The sequence below is a fragment of the Streptomyces sp. TAA486 genome (assembly GCF_000426165.1).
On sequence record NZ_AUEV01000013.1, the window covers coordinates 77,359 to 104,253 of the forward strand.

At 69.5% G+C, this 26,895-nt stretch carries 22 protein-coding genes and 1 pseudogene; 6 read left to right on the forward strand and 17 right to left on the reverse strand.

Annotation, left to right across the window (positions count from 1 at the left end; translation table 11 throughout):
- Window positions 1–20 precede the first annotated feature (20 nt).
- On the reverse strand, window positions 21–2,057 hold the full coding sequence (locus tag I004_RS0117900; RefSeq protein ID WP_051345143.1) for an aconitate hydratase: 2,037 nt from the start codon (window positions 2,055–2,057) through the stop codon (window positions 21–23).
- 183 nt (window positions 2,058–2,240) lie between these two features.
- On the opposite strand from I004_RS0117900, the pseudogene I004_RS38250 reads away from it, so the two are divergent.
- Window positions 2,241–2,519, forward strand: a pseudogene (locus I004_RS38250) (DUF1062 domain-containing protein); the annotation flags it as partial.
- 8 nt (window positions 2,520–2,527) lie between these two features.
- On the opposite strand, the gene I004_RS0117905 reads toward I004_RS38250, so the two are convergent.
- Genes I004_RS0117905 through I004_RS0117915 form a run of 3 tightly spaced genes read right to left on the reverse strand, consistent with a single transcriptional unit; the run spans window position 2,528 to window position 4,595 of the window.
- Window positions 2,528–3,160 carry a TetR/AcrR family transcriptional regulator gene (locus I004_RS0117905; protein ID WP_028436624.1) on the reverse strand — a complete coding sequence of 211 codons (633 nt, stop codon included), beginning with the start codon at window positions 3,158–3,160 and terminating at the stop codon, window positions 2,528–2,530.
- Window positions 3,157–3,837 carry a DUF4166 domain-containing protein gene (locus tag I004_RS0117910; RefSeq protein WP_028436625.1) on the reverse strand — a complete coding sequence of 227 codons (681 nt, stop codon included), beginning with the start codon at window positions 3,835–3,837 and terminating at the stop codon, window positions 3,157–3,159. Before I004_RS0117910 ends, I004_RS0117905 begins: the two co-directional genes overlap by 4 nt.
- Entirely contained in the window at window positions 3,834–4,595 is a 762-nt protein-coding gene (locus tag I004_RS0117915; RefSeq protein ID WP_028436626.1) for a hypothetical protein, read from the reverse strand. Before I004_RS0117915 ends, I004_RS0117910 begins: the two co-directional genes overlap by 4 nt.
- 224 nt (window positions 4,596–4,819) lie before the next feature.
- Here I004_RS0117915 and I004_RS0117920 point away from each other — a divergent pair, with 224 nt between their 5' ends.
- Window positions 4,820–5,230: a hypothetical protein gene (locus I004_RS0117920; protein WP_028436627.1), complete on the forward strand. Its 411-nt coding sequence runs from the start codon at window positions 4,820–4,822 to the stop codon at window positions 5,228–5,230.
- 68 nt (window positions 5,231–5,298) lie between these two features.
- On the opposite strand, the gene I004_RS0117925 is transcribed toward I004_RS0117920, so the two are convergent.
- The gene (locus I004_RS0117925) at window positions 5,299–6,111 is read right to left on the reverse strand and encodes a TetR family transcriptional regulator (RefSeq protein WP_078511380.1); all 813 of its coding nucleotides are present in this window, start codon (window positions 6,109–6,111) and stop codon (window positions 5,299–5,301) included.
- 133 nt (window positions 6,112–6,244) lie between these two features.
- On the opposite strand from I004_RS0117925, the gene I004_RS0117930 reads away from it, so the two are divergent.
- Window positions 6,245–7,450, forward strand: coding sequence for a cytochrome P450 (locus I004_RS0117930; RefSeq protein WP_028436629.1), 1,206 nt, complete (start codon window positions 6,245–6,247; stop codon window positions 7,448–7,450).
- Window positions 7,451–7,486: 36 nt separating this feature from the next.
- Entirely contained in the window at window positions 7,487–7,684 is a 198-nt protein-coding gene (locus tag I004_RS0117935; protein ID WP_028436630.1) for a 4Fe-4S domain-containing protein, read from the forward strand.
- Between the two features lie 95 nt (window positions 7,685–7,779).
- Here the strand turns inward: I004_RS0117935 and I004_RS0117940 are convergent, their stop codons facing one another.
- From I004_RS0117940 to I004_RS34605, 8 genes are all read right to left on the reverse strand, one after another.
- Window positions 7,780–8,199 carry a PPOX class F420-dependent oxidoreductase gene (locus tag I004_RS0117940; protein WP_028436631.1) on the reverse strand — a complete coding sequence of 140 codons (420 nt, stop codon included), beginning with the start codon at window positions 8,197–8,199 and terminating at the stop codon, window positions 7,780–7,782.
- Window positions 8,200–8,311: 112 nt separating this feature from the next.
- Window positions 8,312–10,489, reverse strand: coding sequence for a polyprenyl synthetase family protein (locus I004_RS38255; RefSeq protein WP_078511382.1), 2,178 nt, complete (start codon window positions 10,487–10,489; stop codon window positions 8,312–8,314).
- Between the two features lie 327 nt (window positions 10,490–10,816).
- The gene (locus I004_RS0117960; RefSeq protein WP_028436632.1) at window positions 10,817–12,073 is read right to left on the reverse strand and encodes a cytochrome P450; all 1,257 of its coding nucleotides are present in this window, start codon (window positions 12,071–12,073) and stop codon (window positions 10,817–10,819) included.
- On the reverse strand, window positions 12,070–13,347 hold the full coding sequence (locus I004_RS0117965) for a cytochrome P450 (RefSeq protein WP_028436633.1): 1,278 nt from the start codon (window positions 13,345–13,347) through the stop codon (window positions 12,070–12,072). Before I004_RS0117965 ends, I004_RS0117960 begins: the two co-directional genes overlap by 4 nt.
- Window positions 13,344–13,952 (reverse strand): GTP-binding protein, encoded by a 609-nt coding sequence (locus I004_RS0117970; RefSeq protein ID WP_028436634.1) that lies wholly within the window; start codon window positions 13,950–13,952, stop codon window positions 13,344–13,346. Before I004_RS0117970 ends, I004_RS0117965 begins: the two co-directional genes overlap by 4 nt.
- The gene (locus tag I004_RS0117975; protein WP_028436635.1) at window positions 13,924–14,292 is read right to left on the reverse strand and encodes a DUF742 domain-containing protein; all 369 of its coding nucleotides are present in this window, start codon (window positions 14,290–14,292) and stop codon (window positions 13,924–13,926) included. Before I004_RS0117975 ends, I004_RS0117970 begins: the two co-directional genes overlap by 29 nt.
- A complete protein-coding gene (locus tag I004_RS0117980) occupies window positions 14,289–14,693 on the reverse strand; it encodes a roadblock/LC7 domain-containing protein (RefSeq protein WP_037976732.1) in 405 nt (134 codons plus the stop codon). Before I004_RS0117980 ends, I004_RS0117975 begins: the two co-directional genes overlap by 4 nt.
- Window positions 14,690–16,213 carry an ATP-binding protein gene (locus I004_RS34605; RefSeq protein WP_051345144.1) on the reverse strand — a complete coding sequence of 508 codons (1,524 nt, stop codon included), beginning with the start codon at window positions 16,211–16,213 and terminating at the stop codon, window positions 14,690–14,692. Before I004_RS34605 ends, I004_RS0117980 begins: the two co-directional genes overlap by 4 nt.
- 834 nt (window positions 16,214–17,047) lie before the next feature.
- Between I004_RS34605 and I004_RS0117990 the strand changes: the two genes are divergently transcribed.
- Window positions 17,048–17,236 (forward strand): SAM-dependent methyltransferase, encoded by a 189-nt coding sequence (locus tag I004_RS0117990; RefSeq protein ID WP_028436637.1) that lies wholly within the window; start codon window positions 17,048–17,050, stop codon window positions 17,234–17,236.
- Between the two features lie 136 nt (window positions 17,237–17,372).
- Here I004_RS0117990 and I004_RS37600 read toward each other — a convergent pair whose 3' ends face one another.
- The 3 genes from I004_RS37600 to I004_RS0118005 all read right to left on the reverse strand — a co-directional run bounded on the left by I004_RS37600 (window position 17,373) and on the right by I004_RS0118005 (window position 21,468).
- On the reverse strand, window positions 17,373–18,668 hold the full coding sequence (locus I004_RS37600; protein WP_158677048.1) for a hypothetical protein: 1,296 nt from the start codon (window positions 18,666–18,668) through the stop codon (window positions 17,373–17,375).
- Between the two features lie 402 nt (window positions 18,669–19,070).
- Window positions 19,071–20,372 (reverse strand): CapA family protein, encoded by a 1,302-nt coding sequence (locus I004_RS0118000; protein WP_037976735.1) that lies wholly within the window; start codon window positions 20,370–20,372, stop codon window positions 19,071–19,073.
- Window positions 20,373–20,646: 274 nt separating this feature from the next.
- The gene (locus I004_RS0118005) at window positions 20,647–21,468 is read right to left on the reverse strand and encodes an SAM-dependent methyltransferase (RefSeq protein WP_037976737.1); all 822 of its coding nucleotides are present in this window, start codon (window positions 21,466–21,468) and stop codon (window positions 20,647–20,649) included.
- Window positions 21,469–21,745: 277 nt separating this feature from the next.
- On the opposite strand from I004_RS0118005, the gene I004_RS0118010 reads away from it, so the two are divergent.
- Window positions 21,746–23,542, forward strand: coding sequence for a bifunctional metallophosphatase/5'-nucleotidase (locus I004_RS0118010; protein WP_028436640.1), 1,797 nt, complete (start codon window positions 21,746–21,748; stop codon window positions 23,540–23,542).
- Window positions 23,543–23,689: 147 nt separating this feature from the next.
- Here the strand turns inward: I004_RS0118010 and I004_RS37605 are convergent, their stop codons facing one another.
- Window positions 23,690–26,830 (reverse strand): tetratricopeptide repeat protein, encoded by a 3,141-nt coding sequence (locus I004_RS37605; RefSeq protein ID WP_028436641.1) that lies wholly within the window; start codon window positions 26,828–26,830, stop codon window positions 23,690–23,692.
- Window positions 26,831–26,895: the final 65 nt, after the last annotated feature.

Below are 26,895 nucleotides of genomic sequence, written 5' to 3' on the forward strand. Positions count from 1 at the left end.
GAGCCCGGTGAACGCGCCCCCTACCGGGACGTGTTCGCCGCGGCCAGGGCCGGGACGATGCCGCCGGCCCGTACGATCTCCCGCTGCCGGGCCGAGAGGCGGTGCCTCACCGCGTACTCCTCGTCGCGGGTGACGTTCCGCAGCCGCAGCGCGCCTCCCGCAGCGTCCGCCCCCTCGCCGAGGGCGTCGCGCAGTCCATCGAGGCGGAGCACGTCGTCGCCGCGGATGCGCTCTGCGTCGCCGCCGTCCTCGAACTCCAGCGGCAGCACCCCGTAGTTGACGAGGTTCTGCCAGTGGATGCGCGCGAAGGACTTGGCGACGACGGCACGCAGCCCGAGGTACCGCGGCGTGATCGCGGCATGCTCGCGCGAGGAGCCCTGGCCGTAGTTGTCACCGCCGACGACGAAGTGCCCGTTGTTGTCCTCGTCCCGGGCCGACTCGGCCGCGCGCCGCGGATAGTCCGGGTCGATGCGGACGAACGTGAACTCGGCGAGCTTGGGGATGTTCGACCGGTACGGCAGGGCCCGGGCACCCGCCGGGGAGATCTCGTCCGTGGAGACATCGTCCCCGGCCTTCAGCAGCACCGGGCCCTCCAGCGTGTCCGGCAGCGGGTCGAACTCGGGCAGCGAGGAGACGTTCGGGCCGCGCTCCAGCTCGACGGAGACGGCCTCCTCCCTGGGAAGGGGCGCCTCCAGCATCTGCTTGTTCACGCTTGCCGACTCCGGCAGCGCGATGTCCGGAGCCTCCATACCAGCATCGGCCGCCCAGTCGCGCGGGTCGGTGATGACGCCGGTCAGCGCGGAGGCGGTGGCGGTCTCCGGGGAGCACAGCCACACGGAGTCCTCCTCCGTCCCGGAGCGGCCGGGGAAGTTGCGGGGGAACGTGCGCAGCGAATTGCGCCCAACGGCCGGTGCCTGACCCATGCCGATGCAGCCGAGACAGCCGCTCTGGTGCAGCCGGGCACCGGCGGTGATGAGGTCGAAGGTGCCGCCCGAGAGGGTGAGGTCCTGAAGGATCTCGCGCGATGTGGGGTTGATGTCGAGGCTCACCCCGGCGGCAGTGTTCCGCCCCGCGACCATGGCGGCGGATACCGCGAAGTCGCGCAGCCCGGGATTCGCGGAGGAACCGATCACCGACTGGTCGACGGGCCGGCCCGCCACCTCCCGCACGGGCACCACGTTGCCCGGCGAGGACGGACGCGCGATGAGCGGTTCGAGTGAGGAGAGGTCGATCTCCTCTTCGAGGTCGTAGACGGCTCCGGGCTCCGCGGTGAGCGGTACGAAGTCCTCCTCGCGGCCCTCGGACCGCAGGAAGCTCCGCACGGCGTCGTCGGACGGGAAGACGCTGGCGGTGGCGCCCAGTTCCGCGCCCATGTTGGCGATCACGTGCCGGTCCATCGCGGTCAGCGATTCGAGGCCCGGGCCGTGGTATTCGAGGACGCGGTTGACGGCGCCCTTGACGCCGTGGCGGCGCAGCAGCTCCAGGATGACGTCCTTGGCGCTCACCCACGGCGGCAGCTCACCCGTCAGGCGCACACCCCAGATCCGGGGCATCCGCACGTACAGGGGGCGGCCGGCCATGGCCAGAGCCACCTCGAGGCCGCCGACACCGATGGCCAGCATCCCGAGCGAACCGGCCGCACACGTATGGGAGTCGGAACCCGCGAGGGTCTTTCCGGGAATGCCGAAGCGCTGCATGTGGGTGGGGTGAGAGACGCCGTTGCCGGGCTTGGAGTACCAGAGACCGAAGCGCCGGGAGGCGGAGCGCAGGAACGCGTGGTCTTCGGCGTTGCGCTCGTCGGCCTGGAGGATGTTGTGGTCCACGTACTGGACGCTGACCTCCGTACGGACCCGGTCCAGGCCGAGCGATTCCAGCTCCTGCATCACCAGCGTGCCGGTGGCGTCCTGGGTGAGGGTCTGGTCGATGCGCAGACCGATCTCCTCGCCGGGGCGTGCCTCGCCTTCGACCAGGTGGCCGTCGATGAGCCGCTGTGCCACGGTTCCCCGGGCAGAGCGACCCGTGACCGTCGTGACAGCCCCCTCGTCCGCGCTGGCCATGGCCGGGCTCCCTCCTGCTGCAGTGTGCTCCGGTGCTCGCCTCCGGGTACCCGGCAGGAGGGTGTTGTACGTCCGAGGGGATCGCGCTTTCCGGATCCGGCACCCGGATGCCCCTCCGGAACAAGCCCCGGAGACGGCAACGGTGCCGTGGAGGACGTGGGCGCCTGAAACCCGTGTACTCCTGTGCTCAACAACTCGATCGTCATGCCCACCTGCCTGCCTCTCGTTCGCCGCCGATGGCACGCGTGTGCGCCTGAGCGTTTCCGGGCGAACGGCAAGTTCCGCGTCAACGCACACCACAAGCTCATCGACGCCTGGCTCCTCGCGCTCCGCACCGCTTGCGGGGCAATCTCGAAGCTCAGGGTCCTGGAGCGGATGCCTGTGCGCTCCGTACGACCTGAGCTGCTGGACCGCCTGCACGACAACGACCCTGGCCAGCCACCGATCAGCCGCGTGAACAACGCATCAGGTCAATACACCCGGCCGCGCCGCAGGCGCGCCCGTACCGCCCGCTGGGCGACAGGGCCGAGTTCCTCCAGCACGCCGACGAGACCGGACAGTTGTTCAAGCGCGTCCAGGGCGCGCTGCGCACCCTCCTCGTCGACGCCCTCGTAGAGCTCCAGTCCGACGAATCCGGCCGCGATCGCACGGGCGAGACCGGGCGCATCCACGAACTCGGCGATCGGCGATCCGGCGAGCACACGCGCCAGCACCTGTTCGAGCTCGTCGATCCACAGCGCGAGCCCCGCGGACGTGGCGGGAGCGAGACGCGGCTGCGTCTGCGCACCCGACAGAAGCTGCGCGAGGACCGCGACATGACCGCCGGCGCGCTCCTCGGCATGCAACTCCCTGGCGAGGGTGACGAGTTCGGCCAGTCTCTCCACCCGCGCGAGGCGTTCGCGGTACAGCGCGACCCGCTGCTCGGCGCCGAACCGGCAAGCCGCGGCGAGGAGTTCGTCGACGCTGCCGAAGTGGTAGAAGACCAGCGCCTGGTTGACCCCGGCCGCGGCCGCGACGGTGCGGGCGGAGGTCTTGGCGTAGCCCTGCTCGGTCACGGTCCGCAGCGCACCGGCGAGCAACTTCGTACGCGTGTCGCCGCTCACGCCCTGGACTCCTCGCGCACCGGGCGCAGTCCGGTCGGCACGGCGCGCCCGGTGGCGTCGGAGAACTCGGCGGAGAAGAACCCCTCGTAGCCGAAGAGCGGCCCGAACTTCCGGTTCTCCACCCTCACTTGGACCCGGAATCGGCCCGTCGCGTCGTCGAACGACTCGCGCACGACCGCGTCGCCCCCTATCGCGTCGGGCACCCTGACATCGACCCGTCCCTCCCGGAAGCGGTGCTCGCCGGAGCGGATGACCAGGGCGCCGTCCGTGCCGGCCGACAGGTGGAGGTCGGTGGCGAGGTGCTGGTGCGTGCCGAGGTAGTCGACGATGCAGCCCCGCTCAGGGTTGAAGACCATGGTGGCGTCGAAGCGGTGGGTGCGGCGGGGGAAGGTGAACGTCCGCACGAAGGTGACGGTCTCGCGGCCGAAGGAGTCCGTGTAGGGGAAGTTCTCGATGGTGAAGGGCACGTCCCGTCCGGCCCGCGGCACGAGGATGTTGCGGCTGCCGCCGAGGGCCAGGAACGGCCGGACGAAGCTGCGGCCGTGCCAGATCCGCGTCATCCGGCCGGATCCGACGCACGCCTCGCCACTGTCCAGGCCGACGGAGAAGCGGCGCCGGACGAGCGGATGGAGCTTGTCGAAGTCGGCGCCGAGCGCCCGCTGGAAGATCGAGGTCATGGCTGCTCCAGGGTTCCGAGAAGGGAGGGGACGGCTTCGGTGCCCGCACCGTCCGCACCCTGTTCACGCCCGGGCGGGCGGCGCAGGGTGCGTCGGGCGGCGGGGGTGACCGGCAGCGGGGGCACGAGCAGCGTGGCGACGGCAACGACGGCCGGGACCGCCGCAGCGAAGACCGCACCGGCCGGCGAACGGTCAGGGGCGACGGCAATGGCAGCGGCAACCGCCGCCGGCACCGCGGCCGTGCGTACGAGCAGCTCCGCGAGCGCATGGAGCAGCGAGCGCTCCGGGGAGATGCCGCGCTCGCACCACAGCCGCAGCCGGTCGAAGGACCAGGCCGTCGCCCAGCCCATGAGGGGCCGGAAGAGGAACCGGTCGGCGGCCCGGCCGAACCGTCCCCAGCGCGGCCGGTAGTCGTATCCGGTGAGGAAGCGCAGCCCGTCGCCGTCGGGGACGTAGCGCCAGTACCCGCTGCCCTCCGCGATGAGGGACAGCGGATGCGCGGAGGAGAACCGGAGGGCCGAGACCCGGCTGCCGTCCGGGCGTTCGCGCTCGCCCGCCGCGACTCCGGTGCCGGCGATCGTGACCATCGGCAGTACCCGCGTCGCGTACCGGAAGCGCTGCGGCTCCCCCGGCGCACACGGCAGATACGTGATGTCGCCGAACCGCAGGTCCCAGCGCTTGTGTTCGTCCGGCTGCTGACTGCGGTCCCAGACCGTACCGAGTCCGGCACGGACGCGCGTCTCGATGTAGAGCCGCACGGGAACCACCCCTCTCATGGATTTGAGCGGTCGCTCAAAATACACGGCACTTGAGCACTCGCTCAAGAAGTCGAGGTCACAGGGGAGATGGGCCGTGCGACGGGCAAACTCCCTTCGCACAGCGGACGGTGCGCTGATATACATGCCGACCGGCCACCCGGGGCGTCGGGAAGCGGCACGGACAGCGACGCGGAACGGCAGTACGGAGCGAGGAGTCGGACCCGATGACCACGGCTGAGCACGGACGTGCGGCGGCGCCGCCGTTCGCGATCCTCGTCACCCTCACCCTCGTCGCTGCTGCCTGCACGACTGGCGCACTCGTACAGGCCGACGGGCATGTCCTCGCGGCCTGCGAGGGAAGTCCCGTGCCGTGGAGCCACTTCGCCCTGGCTTACGCGGGGTTCGGGGCTGCGGCTCTGGCCGTGATCCTCCATGTACTCGGTAGCCTTCGAGTGCGCGGCTCCGACGGAGTTCGGGGCGCGGCTCCGACCGGCCGTGCCGGTCGTGTCACCGCGGTGGTCGCGGGGGTCGCCCTGCTGGCCGGCGGCTTGGCCGTCTTCTCCGACCACCACCAGTCGTCCATGGCCGAGGCGAACTCCAAGCCGAACGTTCTCGTCGCCTGCACGAGCGGCTGACCCGAACGACGTCAGCCACCGGCGCGACCGCGGCCATGACCGGGCACCCGGTCATGCCTCAACGCTCCTCAGCGCCGGAGGTTCCGCTTCTGCTGCTCGTCGAAGTCGCCCACGGACAGCGGGTCTCCGGGCAGGGACGTGTTGCCGGGGCGGGCGCGCAGGCCGTCGAGCATGAGCCCCATCGCCCGCTCCGCGGCGACGCCGGCGGAGTCGTCGGGCGGGTCCGGAGCACGGCGCAACAGGAGTGAGAGCAGGGCGGCGACATCACCGGTGCCGATGTCGGCGCGCAGCGTCCCCTCCTCCTGGGCCGCCTTCACCACCCTGTCGAGCACGCCCAGCAGTTCGTCGCGGAAGCGGCCCGTCCCGGGGTCGTCCCGGACGGTGTCACGGGCCAGTCGGGAGTGGACGGCGAGCTGGACGCTCAGCTGAAGCTCCCGTGAGCTGCGCAGCATCCGTACGAGGGCCTCCCAGGCGCCGGGCTCCTCGGCGACGGCCGCCCGGGACTCCTCCAGCACACGGGAGAAGGTGTCCCTGGCGACGGCGCGGATCAGCGTCTCCCGGTCGGGGAAGCGCCGGTAGAGCGTGGCGACGCCGACGGCCGCCCGGCGGGCGACATCCTCCATCGGCACGTCGGGCCCGCGGACGGCGAACATCTCCTTGGCGGCAGCGAGGATCTTCCGGCGGTTGCGCAGCGCGTCGGCCCGCAGCGAGGTTCCGGACCCGCTCACGGCGTCCGCGTCGGCACCGGTCCCGGAGTCCGTCACGGAATCCGTCGCGGAACCGGTCACGGAATCCGTCGCGGAACCGGTCACGGAATCCGTCGCGGAACCGGTCACGGAATCCGTCGCGGACCCGGAGCGTGGGCTGGAGCCGGCCGCCATGTCCCCTCCTTTCGAAGGAAGTTGGCTGATTCTTTCACCTCGCCATGTGGACGAAAATCATCCACTTAACTACCGTGAAACGGCGCGCCTGTGAAGATCCGCCACGTGAAACCACGTCCCTGATTGGGGTCCCATGACGAGCGATCAGCCCACGGTGACACTGCCCGTCCCGCGCACGTGCCCGTTCTCACCGCCCGTGGAGTACGAGCGGATGCGCGAGGACTCACCGGTCTCCCGCGTCGGTCTGCCCGGGGGCCGCACGGCGTGGGCTCTGACCCGGCACGAGGACGTACGGGTGATGCTCGCCGACCCCCGCTTCAGCGCGGACCGCACCCGTCCCGGCTTCCCCGTGCTCGCCGAGGGGCAGCAGCAACTCGCCGCGCGGTTCAAGCTGTCGCTGATCTCGATGGACCCGCCGGAGCACGGGCCCGCCCGGCGGGCGGTGGTCGGCGAGTTCACCGTCAAGCGGATGGCGGCGCTGCGGCCGCGCATCCAGCAGATCGTGGACGAGCACGTGGACGCCCTGCTGGCGGGGCCCCGTCCGGCCGACCTCGTCCGCGCGCTGTCTCTGCCGGTTCCCTCCCTGGTCATCTGCGAGTTGCTGGGGGTGCCGTACGCCGATCACGACTTCTTCCAGTCGCGGTCGGCACGACTTCTGCGCCGTACGGAGCCGATGGCCTCGCGCGAGCAGGCGCGCGACGAACTCCGCACGTACCTCGACGCGTTGATCACCCAGAAGGAGAAGAACCCCACCGACGACCTGCTCGGCAGGCAGGTACTCAAGCAGCAGGAGTCGGGCAGGGGCGACCACGAGGACCTGGTGAGTCTCGCCGTGCTGCTGCTCATCGCGGGGCACGAGACGACGGCGAACATGATCTCGCTGGGCACGCTCGCCCTCCTGAAACACCCCGGCGAGCGGACCAGGCTCGGCGAGGACCCCGACGCGATGCCGGAAGCCGTCGAGGAACTGCTGCGCTACTTCAGCATCGTCGACGCCGTAACCTCCCGGGTGGCGACGGAGGACGTCGAGATCGGCGGGGTGCTCATCCGGGCCGGCGAGGGAGTGGTCGGGCTCGGCAACTCCGCGAACCACGACCCCGGCGTCTTCTCCCGTCCCGGCGAACTCGACCTCGGGCGCGGCGACAGGCACCACGTGGCCTTCGGGTACGGCGCTCATCAGTGCCTCGGCCAGAACCTGGCGCGGATGGAGCTGGAGATGGTCTTCGAGACCTTGTTCCGGCGCGTTCCAGGACTGCGCCTCGCCGCGCCCGTCGACGAACTGCCCTTCAAGGACGACAGCAACATCTACGGGCTCTACGAACTCCCGGTCACCTGGTAGCGCCTGCCCGAAGCGGCACAAGGAGAAGGAGAAGCGATGCGCATCGTCGCGGACACCACGCGTTGCGTCGGCGCCGGCCAGTGCGTGCTCAGCGAGCCCTCTGTGTTCGACCAGGACGAGGAGGACGGCACCGTCCTCGTCCTGGTCGAACGTCCCCCCGAGGGCGAGCTGGACGGCGTGAGGGAGGCGGTCGGCACCTGTCCCAGCCAGGCGCTCTCCCTCACGGACGACTGACCGGCCCGCCGACGACCGGCGGACTCACCGAGGACCGGGGCACGGGCAACCGAACGGAGAGCCGGCAGGGGTACGCGGCCGGCGGTCGTGACCCGTCAGCCCGCCTGGCCGCTGTCCTTCAGCGAGCCCCACCCGTGCCACCGGTCGATCTCGATCCAGGCACTGACCCTGCCCCGCTCCCGTTGCGGATACTGCTTGCCGAGGTAGCGGTGCGCGAGCCTGTCGATGTCGGTCAGACCCTCGTCGTCTCGGAATTCGGCGACGCGGCCGATGAGGCTCACATGGGTGTACCAGTTGCCCTCGTCCAGCACCGTGAGGGTGACGCGGGGGTCGCTGCGCATGTGTTCCAGCCGCTTTCGGGACTCGTCCATGTTGACCATGACCCGGCCCCTCTCCCACAGGTACCAGGTGGCCGTGGACACCGGCTGGCCGTCGGAGCGCAAGGTCGTGATGACGGCCGGGTTGGCCTTCTCCAGCACTGCCACTGCGTCGTCGGGAAGTGGTGGTTTCGACATGGGGCGAACTCCTCGGCTCTCTCGCTTGCTGCTGCGGTTGCGTATGACGCCGGGCCGCGTACCCGGTGGTCCCCGTCTCAGGCACCGTCTCGGGCACCGGCCCGGCGGCCCTTCACAGCAGCACGACGGCCGAGGCGAGGACGAAGGTGTACCACCACTCGACGAACCGCTGCGTGAGGTGGTCCTGTGCGGGTGTACGCAGCAGCAGCACGCGGCCGGCCAACAACAGGCTGAGACCGGCCAGCACCGCGTCGATGGCTGCTGTCCACCAGTGGAAACCGGCGGGCTCCACCATCACGAAGTGCGTCAAAGGAAACAGCGCAACGGAGCTCCCGGCGAAGTAGATGCGGCAGGGAATGTCGCCGAGGACGATCGGCATCGTGCGCCTGTCCAGAGTCCGGTCGCCCTCCACGTCCCGCAGATCCTGGACGCCGATGATCAGGAAGGTCATGGCGGCCATGGTGAGTATCCAGTGCCACACGGCGGTGGTGATGGGTGTGACCATCTGCCAGGCCGCGGCGAGTTGGGAGACGACGCCGAGCGCGATCAGGAGGTTCTTGGCGAACCAGTGCCGGTGCCCTCCCCACGCGTAGTGGAGCATGAACAACAGCTGCCACAGCAGGGCCCACTCCACCACGCCCAGGAGGAGACCGAGGGCGGGGAAGAGGACGTGGACGGCGGCCAGGCGCCGCTTCGCCCCGCGCATGGTGCTGTCGCCGGTTACCAGAGGCCGGAAAGGCTTGTTGAGCCGGTCCTCCTCCACGCCTGTGATCTGGTTGATGAGACTCGATCCGTAGATGAAGAGCCAGAAGTAGAGCACGGCTCCGGCGACGGTGACGGTGCCGCTGTACGCCCCGAGTCCCGCGTGCCTCACCGCGGCGACGACGAAGCAGAACGCCGGTACGACGGTGGACCACAGATCGTTGCTGTTGAAGCGGTAACTGATGAAAAGCTCGCGCCACATGTGACCGGGCAGCCGTCCCAGAGCCGCGATGACGCCCGGTCTCTCCACCGGTCCACCTCTTGACGGCTTCTCCCCCGCCGCCGGGGTCGCCCGCACCGGATTCCCGTCCGCCGGTTCCGTGGCTCTTGCCGCCCCCGTCTTCGTACTCGCGGACGCGTGCGTGGTCGTCGCCCGTCTCGCCCGGCCGGTGTACTGGTCGGCCAGCATGGCGAGGTGGTGCCGGTGCGGGCTGGGCGGCAGAACCTCCAGCGCCCTGCGGCAGCGGTCCAGGTGCGAGTCGGCCGCTTGCTGCGCGGCCTTCAACGCTCCGGTTGTCTCTAGGAGTCGGTGCAGTCGTTCCTGCCGGAGCTCCTCGTCCGCGTCGCCCGCGAGGAGTTCGGCGAGGAGGGCGCGGTCAGCGTGCCCGCCGAGACTCTGGGCGAGCAGGTGCGGCAGTACGGGGCGTCCGTTTCGCAGGTCGCTGGTGCGAGACTTGCCCGCGACGCCGTCGCCCCGCCGCCTCCCGCGCGGCCGGACGTACGGCAGCAGGTCGTCCTGTATCTGAAAGGCGATCCCGAGCGCCTCCCCGAACTCCGTGAGCGCGGCGGTCTGTTCGGCGGTGCCGCCCGCGAGTACGGCACCGGTCCGGCATGCCGCGCGCAGCAGGGCGGCCGTCTTCAGCCGTGCCACTTCCAGGTACGTGTCGATGTCGTCGTGGAGGGAGCCGCTGAGGTCCAGCTCCATCGTGGCCCCGCGGGTGACGTCCAGCCCGGCTTCGGCGATGACGGCGGTCGCGTCCGTGATCAGACGGTCCGCGACACCGCGTCTGCGGCACTCTCCGAGCGTCTCGAAGACGGCGAAGAAGAGGGCGTCGGCACCGACAATGGCCCTGTCGGCGCCGTAGCGGCAGTGGGTCGCCGCCCGCCCGCGGCGCAGCTCGTCCCCGTCGATGATGTCGTCGTGTATGAGGCTGCCGGCGTGCATCAGCTCGAACCCCGTTGCCACGGGCTCGACTTGCTCCGTCTTCCCGCCCACGGCCGCCGCGGACTCCAGCAGCAGTACGGGACGCAGCAGCTTGCCGGGCGGCAGCAGGGCCCAGCGGTGCTGTTCCCCCAGTGGGTCTCCATAGCGTAAGTCCAGCCAGCCCTCGAGGCTTTGCCTCGCGGCCCTGCTGGTCTCGGTCTGCGTCTCCTTACGGGGACGGGTCCGGGTCCGCGTCGCGGCCCGGGTTCCCGGGCCGGTCCCGGTTCCGGCGATGCGGGGCCATCCCGTGCGTGCCGCCGGGCCCGGACCTGGCAGACCTCCGGGGGATGCCTCCGCGTCCGGAGACTCATGTCCGTCGAGCATGGTCGTCGCGCCTTCCGTGAAGAACCTTGGGGGTGGTGCTTCTGGCAGCTGCTGCGTGCGGACGTGCTGCGTTGTGAAGTTTTGAGGTGCTGACGCGCTCACGCGCTGATTCGGCACGCGCTGACGCGCTCACCTGCTTCGGATGAATGGGTCCGTACGAGAAGCAGGGACACGGCGGTCCCTGATCCCCCTCCTCCGTACGGCCCGGGCCGGCTGGGCCGGCCGCGTCCGGAATCACCCCGGGAGCACAGGCCCCGGGGGCGGGACGGCGGAGCGGCTCACCGCCCGCCGTCCCCCGGCGTTCCCCTCCCGTGTCTTCCCGTCACCTCACCCGGCGGGCCTGCCGAGCCGTACGGGCAGCGACGTGACGCTGTTGGAGAACATCGACGGCACCGGATCGAGGGTGCCGGGCACGGCTCCGAGGATCATGTCCGGGTAGCGCGCGAAGAGTTCACGCAGCGCGATGGTGGCCTCCAGCCGCGCGAGTGGTGCACCGAGACACGCGTGCACGCCGTGCCCGAACGAGAGGTGCCGCGCCTGTTCGCGGCTGATGTCGAAGGTGTCCGCGTCCGGGCCGTGCTGCTGCGGGTCCCTGCCGACGGCGCTGTAGGGGGCCATGATCGCGTCGCCCGCGGGGATGGTGACACCGGCGACGTCGATGTCCTCGGTCGCGTAGCGGAAGGGGAAGTTGCCGATGGGTGCCTCCCACCGCAGCGTCTCCTCGACGACCGCGGGCCACATGTCCTCCTCGCCCCTGGTGAGGGCGAGTTGGTCCGGGTGCGTGAGCAGGGCGCGTACCGCGTTGACGATGAGGCTGAGCGTGGTCTCGTGCCCGGCCGAGAGCATCACCAGGAGCGTGCCGACGAGTTCCTCCTGCGTCAGCGCGTCCGGCTCGGCCTCCCGTGCGGAGATCAGGGCGCTGGTGAGGTCGTCCCCGCGCTCCTTGCCGCGCAGTTCGACGACGCGGGCCAGCAACTGGTAGACGGCGATCTGGTTCGCGCCGACCACCTCGGGGGACAGGTCGGAGCGGAAGATCTTGTCCACCGCCTCGCGCAGCTCGGGCCGTTCGTGGTCCGGGATGCCGAACAGGTCGCTGATGACCTGCATGGGCACCGGGTAGGCGAAGTGCTTGCGCAGGTCGACCGTACCGTCGGAGTCCGCGTGCGACGGCAGCGCCTGCAGGAGGTTCTCGACGATCTCGGCTGTGGTGGGCCGCAGTTCCTCCACGCGGCGTGCCGTGAAGGTCTGGCTGACGAGCTTGCGCAGCCGGCGGTGCTCGGCACCGTCGGCGGTGACCATGTTGGTGACCTTGACCATGCCGATCAGCGGCCAGTCGTCGGGGATCTCGCCGCGCTGCATGGCGCCCCAGTTGTGCCAGTCCTTGGAGATGCGTGGGTCCATCACCAGCTCGTTGAGCAGGTTGTGGCGTGTGACGCTCCACGCCTCCACATCACCCGGGAGCTTGACGCGCACCACCGGTCCCAGCCCGCGTAGTCTCGCGGCCTCTCCCATGTGGTCGCGGCCGTGGGGGTCCAGTTCCAGGACGGGTACGCCTGATGTGGGTGATGCCTGGTCGGCCGTCATACGGTCTCTCCAATGGGACGAGCGGCGGATGCGGGCGGGGTGCGGATCTCGTGGGGAACGGCGAACGCGACGGGCAGTTGTGTCGGGCAGCGTGTCCAGGGCGAGGGGTTCCAGGTGATCTCGCCGGGCGTGACGGTCAGCCGCAGACCGGGCAGCAGGTGCAGCGCGGTGTCGACGGCCGTACGGGTGATCACGCGTGAGGTGTCCTGAGCCGGGCACATGTGCGGTCCGGCCGAATAGGCCATGTGCGCACGGTTGTTGGGCGGACGGTGGCCGCCCGGCGCGAGTGCCGGGTCCGAATTCGCGGCGGAGAGCCCGAGGATGAGCACGTCGCCGTGGCGGATGGACTGGCCGCCCAGTTCGATGTCGCGCAGCGCGTAGCGCGCGGGCATGTGCGTCATGGGCGGTTCGCGCCACAGCACCTCGTCGAGCGCGTCGTCCACGCCGAGCTGGCCGCTGCGCAGACGGTCGTCGAACGAGGTGTCCGTGATCATCCGGTAGAGCGTGTGCGCGATCCAGCAGGTCGTGGTCTCGTTCCCGGCGGAGATCATCACCACCATGGACTGGAGGACTTCGGGATCGTCCTGAAGGTTCGGGTGGTTCATCAGGGCGGTCGTCAGATCCTCGGTGGGGTTCTGCTGCCGCTCCCGCAGGGTGTCGAAGAGGATCTGCTCGAAGCTTCGGTTGCCGACCTGCGAGTCCGTCTGGCTGCTGAACAGCGCGATCAGGGCGGCACGCAGCTCGTGGCCCTGACGTGTGTCGAGGCCGAAGAGGCTCGCGACGGCCAGCATCGGGACGTAGGCCGCGTAGTCAGCGACGAGGTCGGCCCTGCCGAACTGGGCGAAGGTGTTGATGAGTTCCTTGCAGATGCGCTGCACCTGGCGGCGCAGCGCGCGGTGGTTGATGCGTCCGACCCCGTCGTCCAGGGGCTGGCGCAGACGCCGGTGCTCCTGCTGGTCGGCGCCGATGACGTTGGGCCGGTAGGCCATCATCGGCAGCAGCCCCGAGTCGGGCGAGACGATGCCGTCGTTGAGGTCCCGCCAGTTGCGCGCGTCACGCGAGAAGAGCGCCTCGCGTTCGGTGATGATGCGCAGCTGCTCCAAACCCATGACCAGCCACCCGGGCACTCCGGGTTCCAGCAGGACGGGCGCCACCGGGCCGTGCTGGAGACGGAGTTGGTGGTAGATGCGGTGCGGGTCTCTGGACTGGGTGATGTCCGTGAGCGAGACGAGCGTCTCGGAGTCGAAAGGACGCGTCGGTGCCGGTGTGGTCACGCAACCTTCTCCTGAGCTTTGATGCGGGCGGCGTACTCGACGAGGCTGATCAGCGCCTGCGTCGAGGAATGGCGGTTACGGGCGTCTATGTGGACGAGCGGGGTCTCCGGAAGCAGGTCGAGGGCCTCGCGCAGATCTGCCTCGTCGTAGCGCACGGAGTCCGGGAACTGGTTAATGGCGACGGCGAACGGGAGGCTGCGCACGTCGAGTTGGTCGAGGATCTCGAAGCTGTCCTCGATCCTTCTCGTGTCGATGACGACGAGCAGGCCGATCGATCCGATGACCAGCCCCTCCCACAGGTCCCAGAAGCGACGCTGACCGGGCGTGCCGAAGAGGTACAGCACCATGCGGGAGTTGAGCGTGATGCGCCCGAAATCCATGGCCACCGTCGTGGCGGTCTTCCCCGACAGTCCGGAGAGGTCGTCCACGCCCGTGCTGGCCTGGGTGATGGTCTCCTCGGTGCGCAGCGGATCGATCTCGCTGACGCTCCCCACGAGCGTCGTCTTGCCGACCCCGAAGGAGCCGACGACGAGGATCTTCAGCGCCTGGTCGACTGTGGGTGCCAGATAGCGCCTCTCAGGCGCTGAGTTGTCTGCGGAGTCCATCCAGTACCTCTTGGAGTATGTGCACGTCGGGAAGCTGCGCCTTGGGGACCTGAGAACGTGTGGTCAGGTAGCCGGCGTCGATCAGGTCGCAGGCGAGGATCGTGACGACGCTGATCGACAGGCCCAGGTGCGCTGCGGACTCCGCCACGGAGAGTCTGTGGCGGCACATCCGCCACAGCATCCGTTCCTGCCGGCTGGCAGTCACCGGGAGTTCGGTGCCCTCGGGGTCGACGGTCTCCAACAGAGTCTCGATTGCGAGCCGTTGACGAGGGCGAGCCCGCCCGCCGGTCAGCACGTAGGGGCGCACAGGTCCCCTTTTCGGTCCTCTCGGTCGGGTCACGTGACTGAGCGCCTCCTCGGCGGGCTGCCCTGGTGGTCGCCGAACCGCTGCACCTGGAGCACCATCTGGGAGGCGATCACTCCGGGATCGACCTTGTTGCTGGTGATCACCGCGAGGCGGGACCCGTCCCCTGCGCCGCGCAGGAACAGGAAGCCGCCTTTCCACTCGACCATGTGCTGCTTCAGGCCGCCTTCGCCGAAGCGGCCCGCCAGGCTGACGCCCAGCGACTGCAGCCCGGCCGCCGCCGCGGCAAGCGTGTCGGCCTCGTCGATGCCGAGATCGTTCGTACGGGCGCGGACCAGCCCGTCGGCGCTGAGGACCACCGCGTGCTGCACACCGGGGACATCAGCTACGTCACTGAGCATCCAGGACTGGTCGTGGGCGGCTGCTTCGTGACTCATCGGTCGTCGTCCCCCTGGGGCGAATCGGTTTCATCATCGTTCGAGGCCCGGCCCCCCAGTACGAAGGAGCTCATGAAGGAAGCGGCGGCTTCCGGGTCCTCGTCGCTGCCGACGCTGTTCTGCTCTGCTTCGACGGGACTGGCGGTCTGCGTATGACGGGGCGAGCGTCGCCGCGGCAGCCCCACGGCAGGGGGTTCCGAACCGGAAGAGGGTTCGGTGCTCTCGTACCGCCGTGCGAACGCGGACGCGGTCCGCTCCGGGTCGAACGTGGAAGTGGACCGCTCCGTGGCGAACGCGGAAGTGGACCGCTCCGGGTCGAACGCGGAAGCAGGCTCGGGAGCCGGCGCCGGCGTGCCGGCCGGCGGGGTGGTCTCCTGCGAACGGGTGCGCACCGGAAGGGGGTTCTCCCGCCGCTCCACGCGTTCGGGTTCTGCCTTCTGTTCTTCGGCCTCCGGGCCGGCGGCACCTTCGGGGACGGGCATCGTGTACACCGGGTCGATTGCTTCGAGGAGGTCCATGGGCACGAGTACGACGGCACGGATGCCTCCGTACGGCGAACGTCCCAGGCTCACCCTGAGCTTCAGCCGGCGTGCGATGTTGCCGACCACGGCCAGGCCGACCTGCGGGGTCTGCAGGTCGCGGATACTGACGTCGCGCGGGCCGGCGACGAGTTCCAGGGCCTTCTGGAGCCGGGCCTCCGTCATGCCCGTACCGCGGTCGTCGATCTGGATGACCGCTCCCGACGGAACGGCCTCCAGCTGTGCGGTGACCTCCTTGCTGCTGGGGCTGTAGGTCGTCGCGTTCCCGAGGATCTCCGCGACGAGGTGGATGAGCCACTCGGCCGCGAAGTCCTTGACGCCCAGGTCGGGTTCGCCGCCGATCACCACGCGCTGGTAGTCGGTGATCTGACCGCCGGCGGCGCGGACGATGTCCGTGAGGGGAACCGTCTCCTGCCACTGCTGGCCGGTCCACGAACCGCCGAGGATGCGCAGGCTCTGCGCGTGGTGGGCGAACGTCGTCGCCAAGTGGTCGATCTCGATGCCGAGTTCGGGCAGTCCGGGCTCGGGCCTGTCGATGAGGGCGCCGGCCTTCTCCTGGATCTGCAGACCGCCCGTCTGGAGCCGCTGGGCGAGGAAGACGATCGCGTGCTCACAGGCGTCCTGGACGTCGATGAGTTCCTCGTCCACCTCTTCGAGCGCGCCGTTGAGCAGCTTCGCCGTCTGGGGGCTCAGGTTGGGGAGGGGGGAGTCGGGCCTGCGCCGCTCCGTGAGCACGATGTGCAGGTCGCGGCACCACAGCTCAAGGGACTCGTGGAAGGCCTCGAACTGCGACTGCGACCAGGTCTGCCACTGTTCCGTCAGGCGTGCTCTCTCCGAGCTGACCTGGAGGTCGGCGGCGCGCTGTGCCTGTTCGGCCTGCTCCGTGCAGCGATCGGCATGACGTATGTCCTCGCGGTGCATCCGCCAGAGGTGCGGCAGGCACGCCAGCAGTCCGACGACCGCGACGGATCCGCTCGCCATTACCGCGGGGGACCGTGTCCACCAGCTGACCATCTGCGCGATGACCGCGACAGCGGCAAGTAAAAGCGCGGCGGGCCACACTGTCTGGCGTCTGAACCCTGTCCGGTCTGTTAAAGATTCGGTACTCAATAGGTTGACCGCAACTTTCACATATCGAGGAGAAGTGGAGCCGGTTGACGCGGCGTCAGTGTAGATGCCGTCACCCTGAGTGGGAAGCTCAGGCAGAAGGAAGTTGAGAGCCCGCCGCGAGCGATACGGCAACACTCACCGGCGCCCATTCCTCACACCCGCGACCTGGGGATTCCCTGCTCACGGGCAGCGCACGAATCCGTTGATCAATCAAACAGTGGTGTGGTCACCGCAGTCGGCGCGGCCCATGTTCCGGACCCGTACTTCTTCCTCCGCATTCCGTTCGCCGCTGGTGAGCGGAACACACGGGTGACTCCGGGCAAAGGCTGGACGACGCCCGTCGGCACAGAATCCGCACCGCAATGCCCACCCGAATCGCCGAGCAAAAGGGAACAATGCTCACCAGTAAACACATGAGAGTGGATCAGCGAGAAAACAAGAGGAACGAGAGGAACGAGAGGAACAATGGAAAAACGACGGGAACGGCATCTACTCGGGTCGGATCGGTGCAACAGGCGTGCATCGCCCGTACGAGACCCCGCAGGCCACCCGGGACCGTCCGCCGGACGAGCCCTCGAACGGTCAGGCCCGGTCGCGGACTTGAACCCACTGGCGTGGCGGGCCTGTCACCGCGACACCGTCCCGAGGCCTCACACCCGTCATGGCGCACGCGTACCCGAGTTCGCCCGCTGAATCCGGCAGACCGTGGAGAAATCTGAGCAACAACCGCTCCGGCGCGTCCCCGGGGGCCGGATCCTCCACGTCGACCCCCTCGTACTGGCGCACGTTCGCGCCCTGATCCCCGGCACCCCCGACGGCGACACCCGGTACGTGGACGCGGATCTCCACGACCCGGAGCCATGGCGCACTGTCCCGCCCCAGCTGACCGTCTGAGACTCAGCCCTCGGGGAGGAGCTGGACGTCGGACCAATACGACGGTGACGCAAGGAAGTTGTGACCGCAGGCAAGGGCCTGGGGCGAGGTGGTTTCCTCCCCCAGAGGGGAGTGCCGGGCGACGGCAGCGGGTTCGCTACCGGCGCTTCTTCCGCCGGTCGCCCGATTTGCGCCTGTGGTGATGCCGGGCCGAACCCGGTGGGGCCTTCGCTTCCTCGTACGGCGTCAACTCCTCCAGAAAGGACCTGCCCGTCTTGTCGACGGCGCGAGTCACGGGCTCCTGCAAGATGCCGAATGCTGCGGCCCACGCGATGATCTGCGCGCTCGCATCGAGATTCGTCAGACCGGGGAAGAACGCACCGCGTACAAGGAGGATCCCCAGTACCGCCGTCATGGCCCCCACGGGGAGACGCAGCAGGAGGAGCAGCACGGAGACGTGGTACGGCGAGGAATTCCCACGCATCGTGCTGAGTGAAGTGGCACCGGCCAGGGCGGCTGCGAACATCCCCATGAATTCAATCAGAAACACATCGCTTCCGTCGGCCGGATACCTGCCGAGGGGGCAGGCAGAGGGACGTCGACCCCGCTCGAAACAGAAGAGATTCGCAATATCGCTACTAACGCTCGCCCAGATGCCGAATCCGATAGCGAAAAGAAGCATGACGACGATGGAGAAGACCAGGATCTGGGTGAAACTGCGCAGCCTGATCCGCTCCTCCTCCTGGACCTTGTTCGCAGCGTGCAGTGTTTCGACTGCCACACCCTTCGCATCCGCGGGAAGATGCCGCCGCCCCTCGTCGGACTGCTCCCATTCCTCCTCAAGGAGGTTCCGCTGCGGATCATCGGAAGGCAAGTACTCACGGGCATGAGTGAGAATCTGCGGGAACCGGCTTTTCAGCTCCTCACTCTTCAACAATTTGGTGAGCTCGACCTCCGCCTCGTGGACATTGGTCAGCGCAGTGACGACATCGGTCTTGGTGACCCTGCGCCACAGCCTGCGACGCCTCGGTATTCCCTCGGGATTGTCGTCGGGCTTTTCTGTGATTTCGGAGCGTGCAGCTTCGAGTTGTCGGTTCGCTTTGTCTCTGACCTTACGATCGGAATCTGACAGATCGCCGAGTGCGTTCAGCTGGGACTGCACATATGCGATGTGCGCTCCGATTCTTGCGCACATTGCAGACCGCGCACGGCCCTTGACGTCTCCGTCCGACGGCTGGCCCGCCTCTGCAGCGTTTACATCTGGCTTGTCCGCGATTTGCGAGTATGCAGCGTCGAGATGCCGGATCGCTTTGTCTCTGACCTCGCGGCCGGAACCCGACAGGTCACCGAGAGCCTCGAGTTGAGACTGCACATCTTCGATCTGCGCTCCGATTCGCGCGCGCATCGCCGCCCGCGAGCGGCCCTTGCCCTTGCCGGGATTCTCGTGAGCCATGAAGGACCCTCCACGGTGGTGGCCGAGGCTGGATCCAGTAGAACCCCGCTGCTCAGGGCCCGCAAACGGGCCCTGAGTGAGCCTTCCTGCCGTCCCCTCCGGCCGGTGCCAGAAGGCCCCGACGAGGCGGTCACGGTCCTCGGCGACGAGGCACAGGCACAGGCACAGAGGCGTGTACGTGAGGGCGACGTACTTGACCATCGGATAGCCGTGCCAGAAGTCCATCACCCACGTCGCCGGCCTCATGGCGAAGACGGGCAGCCGCAACCGCGTCCAACTCGCCATTGCCGCCTACCGGTTCGGAGTGGACGCCGAGCCGGACGCACCGTCCGGCGGCGCCGGTCAGGCGTGAGGGGCCCCGACGGGTTCGCCGGTCGCGCCGGGGCCCTTCAGCCCGCAGGGTCAGTGGCCCATCCGCAGTCCCTGCTTGTCGGCGTCCCTGCTGAGCACCGCCTCACGTATCTTGCGGAACGCCTCGGCCCGGCCCTCGCCCGCGTCGCGGGCGTTCTCCTGGCTCAGGTCGACGACGCTGATGCGGGGCGAGGTCTGGACGAAGAAGGGGATGTACTCGGCCTTCTTCACCTGCCATTCGCCCGCACGTCCTTGACTCGCCGCGTTCTTCCCGGACTTGGGGCCCTTCCGGCCCTTGTGGTCCTTGTCGCCCTTCGCGTCCCGGACCGCGTCCGTACCCGCGGACGACGCCTTGCCGGACGACTTGGCCGCCTTGGGAGGCACGAACGTGAAGCGGGCGGCCGAACTCATCGCCCCGCGCGGGTCGTTCATCTTGCCCGCGAGCTGGTCGCCCATCCCGTAGACCACCCAGGTGCCGTTGACCTTCTCGTACGGCTGCGGGACGTGGGCATGGGTGCCGATGATGAGGTCGATGTCCTTGCGGCCGCTGGCGTCGCGGGAGGCCGTGAGCTGCTTGGCCAGTGTCTTCTGCTGGCTGTCGGGCGCCTGCTGCCACTCGGTGCCCCAGTGCATGCTCGTCATGACGATGTCGGCTCCGGCCCGCCGGGCGGCCCGAGCGTCGGCGATGATCCGCTGCCGCTCCATGAGGTTCACGGCCCATGGCTTGTTCTTCGGCACGGGCAGGCCGTTGGTTCCGTAGGTGTATGCCAGCTGGGCGACCTTCGCGCCGCCCGCCTTCATCATCGTGATGTGGCTGCGTCCGCGCGCCGACGCGGCCGAACCGGCGTGTTTCAGGCCTGCCCTGTCCATGGCGGTGATGGTGCGGCGGACTCCGTCCATGCCGTCGTCCATGGTGTGGTTCGAGGCGGACGAGCAGCTCTCGTAGCCGGTTTCCTTGATCGCCGCCGCCACGTCGGGAGGAGTCTTGAAGGCCGGGTATCCGGTGAAGGGGCCCTTCGAGCGGCCGTAGACGGTTTCCATGTGGCATATCGCCAAGTCGGCCTTCGACGCCAAGGGCTTGACGCCGGCGAGCATCGTGCGGAAGTCGTAGCCGGAGTCGGCGGCGTCCGTGCGGGCCTGCCGTATGACGGAGTCGTGGGAAAGGATGTCGCCCGTGGCGACCAGCGTGAACGGCCGCTGTGAGGCGGCCGTGGACGCCTCACTCTTCGCAACGGCATCGTCTTTGCGGCTGTCCCCCTGCGGGTGGCTCTGCTGAGTGCCGCAGCCGGCGACGATCCCCAGCAGCACAGTCGTGGCGGTGACCAGGGCGGCCTGACGTATGTACGTGCTCATGGCGGGCTCTCGCTTTCTCGGAGAAAGTCGACAAACCCAGATATATGGGGGCACGGCGGCGCCCGCGCGGCCTCGCCGCCATACGGCGCAACGCGGGCGCCCGCCCGTGTCCGGCCCTCGGTCGCGCTCCCCCGGATGAGCGATCCGCGACGCGGGCACGCATCCCGGCGCGCACGGCACACGGAAAGGCCCCGCAGCCACAGGACGAATTCCAGGGCTGCGGGGCCGTTCGGTGCGTCAGGCCCGTGAGGGCGCCGGCCGCGTCGGGGCGCGCCTACGGTTTCCGGCCGACCCCCCCGTACATCGCCACGTCCTCCGCGTCGAGCCTGGACCTCGGGAGCCAGCGGGAGCAGGCGACGACGCCGGGCTCCAGCAGCTCCAGCCCGTCGAAGTAGCGCTCCACCTGGGAGGGGGTGCGCTGGGTCAGCTTCGGAGTCCCGTTCGCGTTCCAGAACGCGACCGCCGAGTCCACGTCCGGCATCGTCGGTGAGGTGATGGTGTGCGACAGGACGAGATGGCTGCCCACCGGCAACGCGTCCAGCAGCCGCCGCACGATGCCGTACGACTCCTCGTCGTCCTCGATGAAGATGACCACGCCGAGCAGGATCAGTGCCACGGGACGACTGAAGTCCAGTGTCTTCGCGGCCTGTTCGAGGATGGTGTCGACGTCCCGCAGATCGCAGTCGAGGTAGTCCGTCCTCCCCTCAGGGGTGCTGGTGAGCAGCGCCTGCGCGTGCACGAGCACGATCGGGTCGTTGTCCACGTAGACGACGCGGCTCTCGGGCGCGATGCGCTGAGCCACTTCATGGGTGTTGTCGGCGGTCGGCAGGCCCGTGCCGACGTCCAGGAACTGCCTGATGCCCAGCTCTCCCGCCAGATACGACACGGCGTGTCCGAGAAAGCGCCGGTCGGCCCGGGCGTATTCGCCGATTCCCGGGTGGAGCTTGCGAATCTGGTCGCCGGTCGCCCGGTCGACCTCGTAGTGGTCCTTGCCGCCCAGCCAGTAGTTCCACACCCGGGCGGTGTGCGTGATGCTCGTGTCGATCCTGTCCCGCACGTCCTCGGACGTACGGTGCCCCGGCCCCTCGCTGCTCAACTGTGCCCCCCTCTTGGAAGGACGCCACGACTCCCGCCCCGCTGGGGGCAGTTGCTCGTACCATCCGCGCGGATGGTGCCGAGATTAACCCGTGAAACGGACACTGGCGCCCCTGTCGGCCGACATCGCCCGGCGGTCTGTCCGCAGGGCGGGACGAGGGAGCGACACGGGCCGCTCCACTGCCCGCAACCCTGTCGTTACCGCAACACTCCTGACGGACTACGCGCGTTGACCGTAGGCTGCCAGCGCTCGCGCACACCAGAGAAGGGGAACCTCGATGACCGTGAAACCTGAACGGCGCAGACGCCTGAGCCGGCTGACCGCCTGCGCCGCGGCACTGGCAGCAGCCGTCGGCGTGCTCTCGGCGATGCCGGCCGGCGCGGAGAGCGGCGACCACGCCCAAGGACGCACGGTCGACGTGCAGTTGCTTTCGTTCAACGACTTCCACGGCAACATCGAGCCGCCCCCCGGCTCCTCAGGTGAGGTCTCCCGCCAGAAGCCCGACGGCACCACCGAGAAGGTGGCCGCGGGCGGCGCCGAGTATCTGGCGACGTCCCTGCGCAAGGCCCGCAAGGGCAACCCCTACAGCGTCACCGCGGCGGCGGGCGACCTGGTGGGAGCGAGCCCGCTGATCTCCGGCCTCTTCCACGACGAGCCCAGCATCGAGGCCTTCAACAAGATGGACCTGGATGTCGCGGGCGTCGGCAACCACGAGTTCGACGAGGGCCGCGCGGAGCTCAAGCGTCTCCAGGACGGCGGCTGCCACCCCAAGGACGGCTGCTCCGAGGAGGGCAAGGTCTTCAAGGGCTCCGACTTCCCCTACCTCGCCGCGAACGTGACGGACGAGAAGACCGAGCGCCCGATCCTCAAGCCCTACACGGTGTGGAAGAAGAAGGGCGTGAAGGTCGGCTTCATCGGCGTCACGCTCGAAGGCACGCCGGACATCGTCAGCGCTGACGGCGTCAAGGGCCTGAAGTTCCACGATGAGATCGAGACCGTCAACAAGTACGCCAAGAAGCTCAACAAGATGGGCGTGAAGTCCATCGTCGCGCTCATCCACGAGGGCGGATCGCCGGCGAAGCCGGAGTACAACTACGACTGCGACAGCCCCGGACCGGGCGACGGCATCTCCGGCCCGATCACGAACATCGCCAAGGGCATCAGCCCCAAGGTCGACGCGCTGGTCACCGGTCACACCCACCAGGCGTACGCGTGCACGATCCCGGACCCGTCCGGCGAGCCGCGCATGGTCACCTCCGCGTCGTCCTTCGGCAAGCTCTACACCGACACCACCCTCACGTACGACCGCAAGACCAACGACATCGTGCGTACGAGCGTGAAGAGCGCCAACCACGTGGTGAGCCGCGAGCAGGCCAAGGCCAAGGACATGACCTCGCTCATCAAGCGCTGGGGCAAGATCGCCGACCCGATCGCGGACAAGCCCATCGGCTACATCTCCGGTGACATCAACGGCCGCGGCGCCGAGTCGCCCGAGTCCCCGCTGGGTGACGTCATCGGCGACGCACAGCTGGAGTTCATGAAGCCTGAGGACAAGGGCGGCGCGCAGCTCGCGCTGATGAACCCTGGCGGCATCCGGTCCGACCTCGTGTACAAGGCGTCGGAGGACGAGGGCGACGGCGTCGTGACGTACGGCGAAGGCTTCACCGTGCAGCCCTTCACCAACATGATGACGGCGATCGACCTCACCGGTGAGCAGCTGATCACCGCCCTGCAGCAGCAGGTCAGCGGGGCCAACGAGGAGTCGCCGAAGATCCTCCAGGTCTCCGAGGGCTTCAGCTACACGCTCGACATGACGAAGTCCGGCAAGGACCGGATCATCACGGACTCGGTGAAGCTGGACGGCAAGGCTCTCGACCCGGCCAAGACCTACCGCGTCGCGATGAACGAGTTCCTGTCGGGCGGCAACGACGGCTTCCCCGTCTTCGAGGAAGGCAAGGACAAGCTCGTCGGCAAGGCGGACCTGGACGCGCTGGAGGCGTACTTCGGTGCGCACTCCTCCGAGTCCGACCCGCTGGACCCGCCGAAGGCGGACCGCATCAAGGTCGTCAAGTAGCGGAACCGAGCAGGACACAGCAGGACGCAGCACGGCAGCACCCAGGCGCCCTGCCCGGCGGATCGATCCGCCGGGCAGGGCGTCCGCGCTTTCCGCGCTTTCCGCGTACTGCCTCAGGCCGTTCCGTCGTGACGCCGATCGGGCGCTCTACCAAGGCAGTTCATCGGTGCGCAGGGCCCGTCCGGACGAGAGTGCGCCGTTCAGCCGCTGCACGGCCGGCGCGTCCTCCCCGCTCAGCAGCACAAGGGCTCGGGAGAAGTGCTCCTTCGCCGCCCCTGCGTCGCCGGACAGCGCGAGTGCCGCGCCCGCACCCGCGAGGGCGCGTCCCTCACCCTGCGCGTCGCCCGTCGCTCGGAAGACTTCGGCGGCCCGGCTGTACGCGTTCCCGCTCGCGCCGAAACGCGGCCGGCCCTCGCGCAGGACGCGTCCCAGATACATCAGCGTGGCGGCCTCCAGCTCCCGGTCCCCGCTCAGGCGGTACTCCTCGCACGCCTGACGGAAGTGCGTCACGGCCTCCCCGATGCGCCCGGCACGTGCCTCGGCACCGCCCAGGTGCATCAACGCACGCCCCGCCAGGGCGGGTTCGGGGATCACGAGCGATGTGGCGGTGCGTGCGGCCTCCTCGAGGTGTTTCCGGCCGGCCGAGCCGCCGGCGCCACTGTCCCGGTGCGTCAGCCCCATCTCCATCAGGACGCTCGCCTTCGTGCGGTCGTCGTGCGCCCTTTCCGCCTCCGTGCGTGCGGACTTGAGGGCACCGAGCGCGCCGGAGAAGTCACCCTGCCGGCCGCGGGCCCGTGCCAGCGACGTCAACGCCCGTGCCCTGCCCGCCGGATCGTCGAGCTCCGCGTACCGGTCGTGCGCCGCCTGCGCGGACCTGGCGGCGCGCTGTGCATCGCCCTGGCCGAGCAGGATCTCGCTCAGGTTCAGCCGTGCGTCCGCCTCGACGTCGGCGGCACCGAGCCTCAGAGCGGTGCGGATACCGGCCCTGAGCGCTTCGACGGCCCGCTCCTTGCGGCCGAGATGCCACAGGCTCAGCGCCTCGTTGCAGCTCAGCCTGCATTCCTGGATGTGCTGTCCGAGGGAGCGGTGGATGTCCCGGCTGCTGGTGTAGGCGGCGACCGCGTCGCTGTGGCGTCCGGCGGCGTCGTGGGTGATCCCGGCCTGTTCCAGCATGTCCGCGCGGGCCGCCTCGTCGCCGCGGTCCCGGTGGAGGGCGGCTGCCTCGTCGAAGGCGGCGCCGGAGGCGTCGTACCGGCCGCGGCCGCGGTGGGCCTCTCCCAGACGCGCGAGTACGGCTGCTCTGTCGGCCGCCTCCGGGGCCTCGCGCTGCTTGCGCAGCGCCTCGTCGTAGTACTCCTCGGCCTGCGCGAACCGGCCGCTCGCGGCGGCGATGTCGCCGAGCGTGGCGGCGCACGCGATCTCGTGCGGGCCGGGGGCGGACGAGGGGAGGTGACGGTAGATCACGTGGGCCTGCTCGGCGGCGGACCGGGCGGCCCGGTACTCGCCCCGCCGCAAGCGCACTGCGGCCTGGCCGTGCAGCACCTGCGCCAGCGGCCGCTGCCGCTCGTCCGGCAACTCCTCCTCCGGCGCGTTGCTTCCCGCACCGCGCAGCAGCCGCACGGCACCGTCGAACCGCTCCTCCGCGCTCTCCGCGTCCCCCAGCGCGGCGTCCAGACGGCCGAGCCCCGCCAGCGCGAGCGCCCGTGGGACGACCTCGCCCGACTCATCGGCGGCAATCGCGGCGGTGCGGGCGGTGGCGCCCCATGCGGCCAGGTCGCCGCGGAGTTCGAGGTACGGCACGAGCGCGAACGCCAGCCGCCAGCAGTACGGCCTGAGAGGGTCCGGCAGCCCGGCGGCCTGCTCGACCAGCGCGGCGACGTTCTCCTGCTCGCGCTCCAGCCACGAAGAGGCGCCCGACGGGCCCGGGTCCGCGGGCCTGGACGCAGCCGTGGAGGCGGCCGTCGCCGGGGATGCCGGCTCGCCTCGGGACGTGGACGGCCCGCGGACGCGATCGGCCACCGCCACCCGGCTCAGATACCACTCCATGACGCGCCCGAGCGCGCCCTCCCGTACGTCTGCTGCGTCCTCGTCCTCCGACCTCTCGCGCGCGAACAGCCGGAGCAGGTCGTGGAATTGGAGCCCCTCGCTCGAAGCGGCCGGTTCGAGCAGATGCAACTCGACGAGCCGGTCGAGCGGTGCCTTCACTTCCTCCTCGGACAGATCCGCGGCACGAGCTGCCGCCCCGACGGGCAGATCGGCGGTTCGGGCGAGCGCCGCCAGCCGGAACAACCGACGCTCCTCCTCGCTGAGTTCGCAGTAGCTGATCATGAAGCTGGCGCGTACGTCGAGATTGCCTGCGGTCAGCACCTCCAGCCGCCGGCGCTCGTCGGCCAGGCGCCCGGCCAGCGTCGCCATCGTCCAGTCGGGACGGCTGGCCAGGCGAGCGCCCGCGATCCGCAGCGCGAGCGGCAGCCGGCCGCAAGCCGCCACCACAGCAGCCGTGCTCGCCTCGTCCTCGTCCGCGCGTTCAGGACCGACGATCCGCCGCAGCAGCTCCGTCGCCTCCGCCTCGCTGAACACCTTCAGCGTCAGCTGCCTGGCACCCTCCAGACCGGTGAGCCGCGCCCTGCTCGTGACCACGACCGTGCAGGTCGGGCTGCCCGGCAGCAAGGGCCTGACCTGTGCGTCGTCGGAGGCGTTGTCGAGGAGCACGAGCGCCCGCTTGCCGGCGAGCAGGCTCCGGTAACGGGCGGCGGCGGCATCGGGATGCCGCGGGATCCGGTCCTCACCGAGACTGTGCAGGAACTGCTCCAGCACGGCGTGCGGCTCGGCGGGGCCCTGGTCGTCGGCGCCGCGCAGGTTCGCGTAGAGACGGGCATCCGGGTACCGGCCGACGATCTGGTGCGCCAGATGGACGAGCAACGTGGACTTGCCGACGCCCGGCGTGCCGTCGATGGCCGAGATGAGCAGCGTGTCAGCGCCCTGTCTGATGAGGTTCTTCAGCTTCAGAAGCTCCTGCTCGCGGCCCGTGAAGTCGCCGACGTCACGCGGCAGTTCGTCGGGTGCGGCTGTCGCGTCGGGTGCGCCGGCAGCAGTGCGCAGCTCGATGACGAAGGCCGCCGCCAGCAGTACCGCCACGGCCGGCCAGGCGACCCACGCGCTGTCGCCCAGCCACGCGAGGGTGTTCGTCGCCAGCCCTTCGAGGATCCCGAGCAGGCTCGCCACGACGAACGACGCCCCGGCGAGGAGGTGCCGGGAGACGGCGCGGCGGCGGACCGTGGTGGTCACGGCGGATCGTCCTCCACGAGGAACCTGCGGATGCGGATGCGGATGCGCATGTGGATGCGGATGCG